Origin of the sequence: uncultured Nostoc sp. (assembly GCF_964247315.1) — a bacterium.
In the GTDB taxonomy this organism is placed as follows: domain Bacteria; phylum Cyanobacteriota; class Cyanobacteriia; order Cyanobacteriales; family Nostocaceae; genus Nostoc.
In genome coordinates, this window is the sequence record NZ_CAXTTT010000182.1 from 1 (window position 1) to 10,639 (window position 10,639).

Below are 10,639 nucleotides of genomic sequence, written 5' to 3' on the forward strand. Positions count from 1 at the left end.
GATTTAGCTTTTTTACTACTTGCTTATTTCGGAAAGTGACAGAAGAGGGATAATTATGGCGATCGCACATCTTTCAATACGGTTCGGATAAGCATTTTTCACATAATTAATTCATTAATAAGCGCAAGCTATAGCTTCTCCTTGATAAAACATTCAATTCCGCATCCTTAAAGTTTTGTTATGCAATCATTTAAGTTAATTTTCACGGCTTTGTTCCGTAGGTGTTTCACTTATCAGTCACCATTTATAAGCAAAACCATTATTATTACTCAACATCAATGACAATTTAATATGATTGCCAGTAGTACAAGCACTAGCAATTGGTGTTATTGATTCAACTAATTCACTAAACCAACTAAACCATTTTACTAAACCACAAGTCAGTGTCTGAAACGGTAAAATGGCAAATACTTAAGTTTGAAAGCTTTACACTGTATACATTCAACGGAGAGGGAGGGATTCGAACCCTCGTTAAGTTTCCCTAAACAGACTTTCCAGGTCTGCGCCTTAAACCGCTCGGCCACCTCTCCAGGTGCCACAAGTTACGATTATACTATAAAATCCCAGTAAATGCAAAGATAAAGAAAGATATTCTAGATTGAATTTGATAGTCCTAATCCCAAAACGCAAATCCAGATGTCCCGTACATACACAATTAAAGTTCGCGATCGCGCTACTGGCAAAACATACACCCTACAAGTGCCAGAAGACCGCTACATCCTGCACACTGGCGAAAAACAAGGGGTAGAACTACCGTTTTCCTGCCGTAACGGGGCTTGCACTGCTTGTGCGGTGAGAGTGTTATCAGGAGAAATTTACCAACCAGAGGCGATCGGCTTGTCGCCAGACTTACGTCGTCAAGGTTATGCCTTGTTGTGTGTGAGTTACCCCCGTTCTGACTTGGAAGTGGAGACGCAAGATGAAGATGAAGTCTACGAACTCCAGTTTGGACGCTATTTTGCTAGGGGAAGAATTAAAGCGGGTTTACCCTTAGATGAGGAATAAACAATTTAAAATCACCAAATTTCTGATGCATATACGTTTTGGTGAGAGGGTGCAAAAAATAGCTATTTTGGCTTGCTTATTACTCTTGGTAAGTTGCCAAGGTAAAAACCAGCTGCCAAACAATGAAGCTCAGGTGAAAGTAGCGCGGGTAGTTAGTGGGCAAAGTTTGGAAGTTTTAGGCATGGCTGAACAACCAAATTTGATTTCTCAAGTGCGGTTAGTGGGTATTGATGCCCCAGATTTGCGACAGCGCCCTTGGGGGGAAGCAGCAAAAGAACAGTTAGAGAATCTAATTGGTGGTGTAGAACAATCGGTAACGCTGGAGTTTGATTTAGAAGCAAAAGACAAAATTGGGCGAACTCTAGCTTATGTGTGGAAAAATAAGGTGTTATTGAATGAAGAATTAGTCAAACAAGGGAATGCAATGTTTGTGGGGCGATCGCCTAACCATAAGTATGACCTGCGTTTAGAACGTGCCCAACAATGGGCTAGACTCATGGGGCAAGGAATCTGGAACCCAGAAAAACCGATGCGCCTCACTCCCGCCGAGTTTCGCCGCCAAAATCTTTAATTAGTGCTGAGTGCTGAGTGCTGAGAGGGAGAGTGGGAAAGTGAGGAAGTGAAGGAGAAGAATTAATAACCAATGCCCAATGCCCTTCAGGAGTGCTGAGTGGGGAATCTCACTTCTTTACTCGAAGCCGAGGAACTCGAAACGGGCTAAACGCCCCGCTACCGCTAACCTAACTGTTTTGCCCCATGCCCAATGACAAATGACCAATGACAAATCACAAATGACTAATCTACAAATTTTTCTTGATATTGCCACAGAAGCGGCCTTGACTGCTGGTGCTATTTTGCAAGGTTACTTGGGTAAATTAGAAGACGCAATTGTTGAAAAAGGACGCCCTGGTGATTTAGTCACTGCTGCTGATAAAGCCTCAGAGGAGTTGATTTTAGAAATTTTGCGCCGCCACTTTCCTCAGCACTCGATCCTCGCTGAAGAATCAGGGAAATTAGGTAATCAACAGAATGAGTACCTCTGGGCAATAGATCCTCTCGATGGCACAACCAACTACGCTCATCAATACCCATTTTTTGCCGTTTCCATCGGGCTGTTAATTAACGGTGTTCCGCAAGTTGGTGTAATTTATGACCCATTTCACAATGAGCTATTCCGTGCTGCTGCTGGCTTAGGAGCAACGCGTAACCGTCAGCCGATCAAGGTTTCGGTAACATCTGAACTGAGTAAAAGCCTACTAGTAACAGGGTTTGCCTACGATCGCCGCGAAACCTCTGATAACAACTACGCAGAATTTAGTCACCTTACCCATCTTAGCCAAGGAGTTAGACGTAGCGGTTCTGCATCGCTAGATTTGGCTTATGTTGCCTGTGGACGTGTCGATGGTTACTGGGAACGGGGACTTTCTCCTTGGGATATTGCCGCCGGGATAATTTTGGTACAGGAAGCCGGGGGCAAAGTCACCGCTTACGATGGCACTACTGTCAAAATTGAGTCAGGTAGAATTCTTGCTACAAATAGTTATATTCACGACTCCATCAGTAACGAACTTTTACAGGTTCCGCCACTATCAGCATGGGTGTAGAAGATGGGGCTTTCCCCCAGACTTTGGGTAAACTAAAAGCAATCTAACTGCTCCCTTGGTGCAAAAACTCTATATGTCTTTCAAAATAGATCGTGGACTATTTAAATATGATTTCATAGATCATCACGCAGTGTTGTGCGTTCCAGTTGATGCCGATGTCAAAGAGATTCGCAAACGCTATCTGCAAGTCGCCCGTCGTTTGCACCCAGACAGTAGTCTTACTGAAACTGCTGCTCAAAAAAATCTCGGTAATGAATTGTTATCAAAGCTGGTTAACCCAGCTTACGAAAAACTCTCTGGCGATCGCACTCGCACTGAATATATTCTAATTTTGTCGCAAATTGGCAAGCGTCTGATACAAGAATCTGCTTCGGTAACTCTAAACACCGACTTGGCAAAACAGTTAGTTGAGGTGGCTAATATCGATCATTTCTATAAAACTGCGATCGCGAAACTAGCTCAAACCCAATATGATTCTTTAGAACAAGCGCAGCAAGTCATTGCCCAAGCTAGTGAGTTGAATTTAGTGTATTTAATGCGGAGTGCAGGTAAAGCATCCCCAGCGCCGCCACCACCTGCTCAACCCAAAGTCCAATCAGGTACACCTCAGCCAAATACACCAAAAAATACAGCACCAGCACCAGCACCAGCGCCGCCAAAAGATGACTTGATTGTAGAGCAGTATATTCGTCGCGCTCAATCTTTGATTGACAAAAATCAATTTGCCCAAGCCAAAGTAGAGTTGCAAGATGCTCTGAAGCTAGAACCGAAAAATAGTCGCTGTCATAGCTTAATTGCAATGGTGTATTTGAAGCAAAATCAGCTAAAAATGGCAAAAATCCACTTTGACAACGCTTTAAAATTAGACTCCAGTGACGAAACGGCATTGCAATGGAAACCTAAAATAGATAAGGCTTTAGGACAACAACCTAGCGATCAGAAGGTGACTTCATCCCCCAATAATGGAGATAAGCAACCAGAGAAATCTGGGAGTGGTTTGTTCGGTGGTTTGTTTGGTGGGAAGAAAAAATAATGGTGTATCAACCAGCAGCGGGAGCCAGGGATTTATTACCCTTGGATGTAGAGAAAAAACGCTGGATTGAAGATCGGTTACAGCAGGTGTTCGATCGTTGGGGATATCACAGGATTATCACTTCGACTTTAGAGCGCATGGATACCCTGATGGCGGGGGAAGCAATCCAGCGTCAGATGGTGATTCAACTACAACAAAATGGCGAAGATGATGAATTAGGGCTACGTCCAGAATTAACAGCATCTATTGCTCGTACTGTTGTCACTCGGATGGCTGGTGTCACTTATCCACAACGGTTGTATTACAATGCCAATGTGTTTCGCCGCACTTGGGAAAGTAGACACAATCGCCAGCAAGAGTTTTATCAAGCTGGGGTGGAGTTGTTAGGTACTGGCGGATTGCTGGCGAATGCCGAAGTTCTGCTATTGGTAGCAGATTGTTTGGCAGCATTGGGTTTGCAGGGATGGCATTTAATTTTAGGTGAGGCGGGAATTACCCGATCGCTCCTGAGTGCTTTTCCTGATAATCTCCAAGATCGAGTTCGCAGTGCGATCGCTCATCTTGACCGCATCACCATAGATAATTTACCCCTAAGTGACAAACTGCGCGATCGCGCCCAAATCATCCTGGATTTACGCGGGTCAAGTGCAGATGTATTACAAAAAGTCAGTAGTTTGGATTTAGATGAAGAACAGCGAGAGGCAGTGAATAACCTCAAATCCCTAGTAGAATTATTAGAATCAGAGAAAAAAATTCCGTTAATCCTCGACCTCAGCCTGATCCAAACCATAGATTACTACACTGGCATCGTTTTTGAGGTTGTCAATGATACCGAATCCCAAGCCAGAGTTTTAGGGCGTGGTGGTCGCTATGACCAGCTTTTGGGGCTATATCATCCTCAAGGCGAAAACATTCCCGGAATTGGTTTTGGACTAAATATCGAAGATTTATACCAAGTTCTGTTATCTACCCAGCAATTACCACAAGAAACTCCAGCCAGTGACTGGTTGGTAGCACCAGAGACAGCTAGCGCTAACGCCGCCGCCTTTGTCTACGCGCAAAAACTCAGAAATTCTACTGATTTGGTGCGGGTAGAAATTGATTTGGGCGGAAGGGACGCAGAGGCGATTCGCCAATATGCAAGCGATCGCGGCATAGCCCAAATTGCTTGGATCAAAGCTGATGGCTCACCAACCATTGAATCATTGCGTTAAGTGAGTTGGGGATTGAACATGGGGTATGGGGCATTGCTTTATCTCCCCTAATCTTCCCCACTCTCTACTCCCCAGCTACGCGACCTATAGCAATCCTTGCAGGAGTCGTGAAAAATATAGATAAGGAAACGAACTGCCAACTCTTGGAGAGGCTTCCGCCAACGCGTAGCGTCTCGTTAGAGAAGAACGCCAAGGGAAGAAAGAAGAAAGAGATATATAATTTTCACAAATGATTTAGGACTGCTATAGATGATACTGTAATTTTAAAACCTGTTGTAGCAGCTAATGCCGAAGTTATTGTAACTGGCGATTTAGATTTATTGGTGCTGACAGAATTTAACGCAATTCCTATTTGACATCGCAAGATTTTCTCTATCAGTATTTTCCTAAGATCCTCTCATTTTAAAAAAGTTTATATAAACCAGTTCTCGACTTGTAGTTCAATAAAATCACCGTAGTCGGAGAGATTATTAGTAACAAGTATCAAACCGTTAACTTTAGAAATTGCAGCAATTTGACCATCTGCAAATGATGGCGTTTTGCCAATAGCTACTAGACGCGCTCTTTCTGTAGCGTGCCATCTAGCGGCGTTAGTATCGTATGGCAGTAAGGGTATATTAGGCTGAACTACTTCTTGGAGATATTTTTCTATAGTTTGACGTTTGTTAGATTCTGGAAGACGGTAGCACCCGAAAAGTAGTTCATGATAGACAACAGTTGCTGTTGCTATTTCATTTTCATGTCGCCGCAGCATTTCGATAACATTGGGATTGGGAATTGGACGCAATGGCTCGGAAAGAATATTAGTATCTAATAAAAAGCGCAAGTCTACCAAGTTATCTCACGTCCTGATGAAGAATCTCGCACATCTGCAAAAATTTCTGGTTCAATACCTGCGGATTCTAATTCTTGTTTTTGGCGAAATTTTTCTAGGGATTTCCAAAATTGCGATTCACTGCTGACGCTTGTTGTCGAGTCTTCGTATAAAATCTCAATGACTATTTCTTGCCCATCAGGAATGTTTATTTCCTCAAATATTTCTATAGTGTTTTTGCGCTTGATGCCTTTAATTTTCATAATTTTTTTTCAGGAGTAGGATAAATTACGCTTGTAACAAATTATAGTATTTTTGCCTGAATTTCCATAGAACCTAACGGCAATAGCTAAGAGGGCTTACTTACGCCAAAAATATTGATTTTGTTACTACTAAGAGCAAATTTGACAATTCCCAGTTATTTATGAGCTAGTTAATGAATAGAAATTGCAGTCTCATTCAGACTCAGCTTGACACCAGTATCTTCAATCCCCAGTCCCTACTCCCCTGTTAGGCTAGAAATAGCCGATACACAAGAAAGGGAATCGAGAACATGCCGCATACAATTGTTACAGAGGTCTGTGAAGGCGTTGCAGACTGCGTAGATGCCTGTCCAGTAGCTTGTATTCATGATGGCCCAGGCAAAAATGCCAAGGGAACTGATTGGTACTGGATTGACTTTGCCACTTGCATCGACTGTGGCATCTGTCTCCAAGTTTGCCCTGTAGAAGGGGCGATTCTTCCAGAAGAACGACCGGAGTTGCAAAAAACCCCGTAATAGTCCATAGTCAACAGTCAATAGTTAATAGTTATGCTTGACTTGACTGTTGACCAATGACTAATGACAAATGACCAATGACAAATGACTATTTATTAGAAGTTCAAAATGTCCACGCTGGATATATCAAAGATGTAGATATCCTGCAAGGTGTAAATTTTCGGGTTGCACCAGGGGAATTGGTGACAGTGATTGGCCCCAATGGTGCGGGTAAATCTACTTTGGCAAAAGCAATTTTTGGGCTTTTGCTCCCCCACACAGGCACAATTACCTTCAAAGGTGAAAATATTGTGGGGCTAAAGTCCAATCAAATTGTCCAACGAGGTATGTGCTACGTACCGCAAATCGCCAATGTATTCCCTTCTCTGAGTGTTGAAGAAAATTTGGAGATGGGTGCTTTTGTGCTTAACATTCCTTTGAAACCAATTAAAGATAAAATATTTATTATGTTTCCTAGATTAAGCGATCGCCGTCGTCAACGCGCTGGTACTCTCTCTGGAGGAGAACGCCAGATGCTAGCGATGGGCAAAGCTTTGATGTTGGAACCTGGTTTGCTGATTTTAGATGAACCATCTGCTGCTTTGTCGCCGATTTTGGTGACACAAGTGTTCGAGCAGATTAAACAAATTAATCAGGCAGGTACTGCGATCGTATTAGTAGAACAAAATGCTCGTAAAGCTTTAGAGATGGCTAATCGTGGATATGTATTAGAATCAGGACGTGATGCGATCTCCGGTCCTGGTGAAGAATTGTTGAATGACCCGAAAGTGGGTGAGCTATATCTGGGAGCAGGTAAGAGACATTAACCCTTTTTAATCACTCTTGCCCCATTCAACATAATACCAGCTTAATATCGGAGCTTCACCAGTCGATAGCGATGACTTGGTTGGGCTGCGCCGACGCTATCTATAACTAATACAAAAGCCATAACACTACCTGCCACTGCCGCGACCGTCATTTTCGATGCTCAAAGAATTCTCCCTAATAATCCGTTTCTAATCACATCTACAGTAGTTAAGATGCAAAACAGGACATTCATTCAGGAAAAACTGACCAAAATCCCCATTTGCTAATTCGCAATTCTGAATTACGTCATAGATAGGTATTTAGACCCCAACCATAAATAAAATATATAAGTATCAAAAAATACATCTGTCAAATTAAAGAATTTGGACGGATTATTCACCGTCATAGCAGTTTTTATATTGGATTATATGGATGGATCTAATTAGGTGAATTTCATGGAAGATGACTACGAGTTAGTTGCCGAATTCTTCACACTAAGTTCTAGCAAGCGCAAGTACTACCAACAAGGAGAAAGGGCGATGAGGCTTATTTTATCTTCATCCTAGCGCTTTTTGTAGCCCCGTAAGCTTGCACAGAGACGTAAAGGACACACAAAGAAATTCTCTGGATTCTTTGCGCCTCTGGAATTATTTTTATCTAGGGCGTCCAAATGTAGTAATATATAAAACAGCTTCATCAGCAGGAATACCCAAAACTTCATTTACTTGATCGTCAAAGAATCCACCGATACCACTGACCCCTACATTCAGGTGCATTGCAGCTAAATTCAGGCGTTGTCCCAAATGACCGGCATCCATGTGCAAGTAACGGTAAACGCGATCGCCATATTGTGCGATCGCAGCTTTCAAGTCGGCTGTATGAAATAACACCGCTGCTGCATCCCGTCCTAATTCTTGTCCTAAACAGAGAAAATGTAACTCTCGCCGAAAGTTTTTAAACCGAATTTGACGTAATTCTTGGGCTTTGGGTGCGTAATAGTAACAACCCGCCTCCAGTCCTTTGACTCCGCAAACAGCAATGAATGTTTCGATTAAATTTAGGTCGAAGTAGTCTGGAGAAATATCTAAGCTTTGGTCGATGTAATTTTGCGGTTGGTAAGTGAAATCAAGTAAACTTTTCAATTCATCAAAGCTTAAATCATCACCATTGTAAGCGCGGGTAGAGCGTCGCTTGTACATAGTGGTTTCCAGTTCTGATAGTTTTTCTCCCCAGTCTATAGGTGCGGTGGTGGTGGGAATTTTTAAACAGAAAGGAAAATTGTATTTATCCTCCAAAGATTTTTCTTGTTTAATAGTTGGGAGATTAAGATTACCAGTTACACCTGATTGAATCTGGGTGTGTCGATGGAAATATGTTAGTAGTTCGCCATCGGGGATTTGAGGATAACTGGTTTCGGTGGCGGAAGGTAAAGCAGTACATCCCAATGGCAAATTTTGATTCACATCTAACAAGTCTGCCAGAGGTAAGACAGCGATCGCACCTTCTTGTTGCGGATCGACATAAAGCAGATCGTTGACCGATTCATCGACAAAACCGCCGATTAAATGGGGGCGATAATCAGTAACCGCACTAGCTAACTCGATATTACCTAACAGATGTCCCGTATCCAGAAAAATCCGACGGTAAGCCCGATCTTCATAGCGCCACGCAGAACGATAGAATACCGCAGTCACAATAATTGCTAATTGGGTATTTTCTAAAGAAGGATGCCAGAAACAAGCTGTTTGGAGAGTTTGCCAAACATCACTTTCCCAATAATGCATGAGAGAATGAGTTCGACACTGGTAGTTATATAGACCAGGCGGCAATAACGATGTACCACGGGAAACCACATACACCTCGGCAGGGTATAGTCCGCCTGCACTGGGAGCAGCGCGTAAATACACTGCACTACCCATAGAAGGCATTTTCGCTGTCAATCCATAACTGCGAAATAATAGCCGTGAAAGTCTTTGCCACCATTTAGCATCTGGATTATTAGCATAAGCCTCTGCTTTTTCTTGGATATAGGGTTTGAGATCAAAAGTAGAGCCAATTTTGTACTCTTTGAAGGGCACTGGCTGTTTAGTCCAGTCTAACCCCTGACTTTTGGAAGCGAGAGTCTCAGGATTATATTTAGTCCGTTCGTGATAATGCTGGGCAATCGATTGGTGTAATTCTGGCATAGTACTTTTAATATCCTTAAGGCATCCTTTTCTTGATCTTGGCATTCATTAGCCTCATTATTTCGTGTCAATTGGTACAATCCTCAGAGTCATAAAGTGATAAATGGTAACAATTGGATTGAGGATTGGGGATTGGGGATTGGGGATTGGGGATTGGGCACAAGAGGCAAAGGGGTAGAGGTGCAAAGGGGCAGAGGGAGAATAACTTACTGCAATTTCTCCCCTGCTCCCCATCTTCTTTCGGAGTACCATATTAAACGCAAAACTATCTAAGCCTGGATGTGCAATGATGCCTGTACGTCAAACTTTATCAAAGCCTGATATCCAACTTTCTTATTTAGAATGGAATCAAGGTCAAGAACCTTTACTGCTGTTACATGGCTTAGGCGATCATGCTCTGGTGTGGTCTAGTTTAGGAGATTACTTGGCGGTGGATTACCACATAGTTGCGCCAGATATGCGCGGACATGGCCAAAGTAGTAAGCCAGAAATAGACTATAGCTTTGAGAGTGCGATCGCAGACCTGGAAGCGCTTATGGATAGTCTTGGATGGACTTTTGCCCATATTGTAAGTCACTCTTGGACAGGCAAATTAACCGCCATCTGGGCAAGACAAAACCCAAAGCGTTTACGGAGTATAACTCTCGTCGATCCGATTTTCATCTGGAAAATGCCCAGTCTTCTCAGGGTAACTTTCCCAATGTTATATCGCTTTTTGCCTTTTCTAAAAAGTATGGGGCCCTTTGACAGTCAAGAAGAAGCCGAACAACAAGCACGGCAATTAAAGCAATATCAAGGATGGACTTCCTTACAAGAGCAAGTCTTCCAAGCAGGAATAGAACAAAAACCTGATGGGAGTTGGGGCAGCAAATTTACCATAGCCGCCCGCGACGGAATTTTTGAGACAGTAATGCAAGTGCCTGGTTTTACAATTTACCTTGACACCCCTGCCCTATTCGTCCAGCCAAAACAAGGACTAAACCGCCAAAATTGGCAAATTCAACCTTACAAAACCTATCTTCAAAACTTACGTATCTGCCAAGTTCCCGGTAATCATTGGCCATTTTTGACACAACCAGAGGCATTTAACCAAACTGTGGGAGCTTTCTTGGCAGAACACAGATCAAAAATCTCATGATTATTGGACGGGATTAGTCATACAGCAACAGAAGAATTAATAGGAGCGATGTCTAGGGGGATTGGGCATTGGGGATTGGGC

The 10,639-nt window shown here is 42.8% G+C and carries 11 protein-coding genes, 1 tRNA gene and 1 pseudogene; 9 read left to right on the forward strand and 4 right to left on the reverse strand.

Features of this window, described 5'->3' with window-relative positions; genetic code table 11:
* Window positions 1-445 precede the first annotated feature (445 nt).
* Window positions 446-530, reverse strand: a tRNA-Ser gene (locus ACFE93_RS32295).
* Window positions 531-636: 106 nt separating this feature from the next.
* On the opposite strand from ACFE93_RS32295, the gene ACFE93_RS32300 reads away from it, so the two are divergent.
* From ACFE93_RS32300 to ACFE93_RS32320, 5 genes are all read left to right on the forward strand, one after another.
* Complete coding sequence (locus ACFE93_RS32300) at window positions 637-1,005, forward strand: 2Fe-2S iron-sulfur cluster-binding protein (RefSeq protein ID WP_292867508.1); 369 nt, start codon at window positions 637-639, stop codon at window positions 1,003-1,005.
* A gap of 25 nt (window positions 1,006-1,030) precedes the next feature.
* On the forward strand, window positions 1,031-1,576 hold the full coding sequence (locus tag ACFE93_RS32305; RefSeq protein ID WP_375479839.1) for a thermonuclease family protein: 546 nt from the start codon (window positions 1,031-1,033) through the stop codon (window positions 1,574-1,576).
* 220 nt (window positions 1,577-1,796) lie between these two features.
* Complete coding sequence (locus ACFE93_RS32310; protein WP_375479841.1) at window positions 1,797-2,609, forward strand: inositol monophosphatase family protein; 813 nt, start codon at window positions 1,797-1,799, stop codon at window positions 2,607-2,609.
* A gap of 73 nt (window positions 2,610-2,682) precedes the next feature.
* Window positions 2,683-3,642: a DnaJ domain-containing protein gene (locus ACFE93_RS32315; protein ID WP_375479843.1), complete on the forward strand. Its 960-nt coding sequence runs from the start codon at window positions 2,683-2,685 to the stop codon at window positions 3,640-3,642.
* Window positions 3,642-4,856: an ATP phosphoribosyltransferase regulatory subunit gene (locus tag ACFE93_RS32320; RefSeq protein ID WP_375479845.1), complete on the forward strand. Its 1,215-nt coding sequence runs from the start codon at window positions 3,642-3,644 to the stop codon at window positions 4,854-4,856. Before ACFE93_RS32315 ends, ACFE93_RS32320 begins: the two co-directional genes overlap by 1 nt.
* A 412-nt stretch (window positions 4,857-5,268) precedes the next feature.
* Here ACFE93_RS32320 and ACFE93_RS32325 read toward each other — a convergent pair whose 3' ends face one another.
* Window positions 5,269-5,682, reverse strand: coding sequence for a type II toxin-antitoxin system VapC family toxin (locus tag ACFE93_RS32325; RefSeq protein ID WP_375479854.1), 414 nt, complete (start codon window positions 5,680-5,682; stop codon window positions 5,269-5,271).
* Between the two features lie 2 nt (window positions 5,683-5,684).
* A complete protein-coding gene (locus ACFE93_RS32330) occupies window positions 5,685-5,933 on the reverse strand; it encodes a hypothetical protein (protein ID WP_375479847.1) in 249 nt (82 codons plus the stop codon).
* A gap of 290 nt (window positions 5,934-6,223) precedes the next feature.
* Here ACFE93_RS32330 and ACFE93_RS32335 point away from each other — a divergent pair, with 290 nt between their 5' ends.
* The 3 genes and pseudogenes from ACFE93_RS32335 to ACFE93_RS32345 all read left to right on the forward strand — a co-directional run.
* The gene (locus ACFE93_RS32335; protein WP_104907250.1) at window positions 6,224-6,448 is read left to right on the forward strand and encodes a ferredoxin family protein; all 225 of its coding nucleotides are present in this window, start codon (window positions 6,224-6,226) and stop codon (window positions 6,446-6,448) included.
* Window positions 6,449-6,525: 77 nt separating this feature from the next.
* A complete protein-coding gene (locus ACFE93_RS32340; protein WP_375479850.1) occupies window positions 6,526-7,254 on the forward strand; it encodes an ABC transporter ATP-binding protein in 729 nt (242 codons plus the stop codon).
* Between the two features lie 317 nt (window positions 7,255-7,571).
* A pseudogene (locus ACFE93_RS32345) lies at window positions 7,572-7,800 on the forward strand (IS4 family transposase); the annotation flags it as partial.
* 87 nt (window positions 7,801-7,887) lie between these two features.
* Here ACFE93_RS32345 and ACFE93_RS32350 read toward each other — a convergent pair.
* Complete coding sequence (locus tag ACFE93_RS32350) at window positions 7,888-9,420, reverse strand: SagB/ThcOx family dehydrogenase (protein WP_375479852.1); 1,533 nt, start codon at window positions 9,418-9,420, stop codon at window positions 7,888-7,890.
* Window positions 9,421-9,709: 289 nt separating this feature from the next.
* Between ACFE93_RS32350 and ACFE93_RS32355 the strand changes: the two genes are divergently transcribed.
* Window positions 9,710-10,558 carry an alpha/beta fold hydrolase gene (locus ACFE93_RS32355; RefSeq protein ID WP_375479856.1) on the forward strand — a complete coding sequence of 283 codons (849 nt, stop codon included), beginning with the start codon at window positions 9,710-9,712 and terminating at the stop codon, window positions 10,556-10,558.
* Window positions 10,559-10,639 lie beyond the last annotated feature (81 nt).

Excerpts from the sequence above, each read along its gene's own strand:
- ACFE93_RS32300 (WP_292867508.1), top strand. The coding sequence starts at position 637 with ATGTCCCGTACATACACAATTAAAGTTCGCGATCGCGCTACTGGCAAA.
- ACFE93_RS32305 (WP_375479839.1), top strand. The coding sequence starts at position 1,031 with ATGCATATACGTTTTGGTGAGAGGGTGCAAAAAATAGCTATTTTGGCT.
- ACFE93_RS32310 (WP_375479841.1), top strand. The coding sequence starts at position 1,797 with ATGACTAATCTACAAATTTTTCTTGATATTGCCACAGAAGCGGCCTTG.
- ACFE93_RS32315 (WP_375479843.1), top strand. The coding sequence starts at position 2,683 with ATGTCTTTCAAAATAGATCGTGGACTATTTAAATATGATTTCATAGAT.
- ACFE93_RS32320 (WP_375479845.1), top strand. The coding sequence starts at position 3,642 with ATGGTGTATCAACCAGCAGCGGGAGCCAGGGATTTATTACCCTTGGAT.
- ACFE93_RS32330 (WP_375479847.1), bottom strand. The coding sequence starts at position 5,933 with ATGAAAATTAAAGGCATCAAGCGCAAAAACACTATAGAAATATTTGAG.
- ACFE93_RS32335 (WP_104907250.1), top strand. The coding sequence starts at position 6,224 with ATGCCGCATACAATTGTTACAGAGGTCTGTGAAGGCGTTGCAGACTGC.
- ACFE93_RS32340 (WP_375479850.1), top strand. The coding sequence starts at position 6,526 with ATGACAAATGACTATTTATTAGAAGTTCAAAATGTCCACGCTGGATAT.
- ACFE93_RS32350 (WP_375479852.1), bottom strand. The coding sequence starts at position 9,420 with ATGCCAGAATTACACCAATCGATTGCCCAGCATTATCACGAACGGACT.
- ACFE93_RS32355 (WP_375479856.1), top strand. The coding sequence starts at position 9,710 with ATGCCTGTACGTCAAACTTTATCAAAGCCTGATATCCAACTTTCTTAT.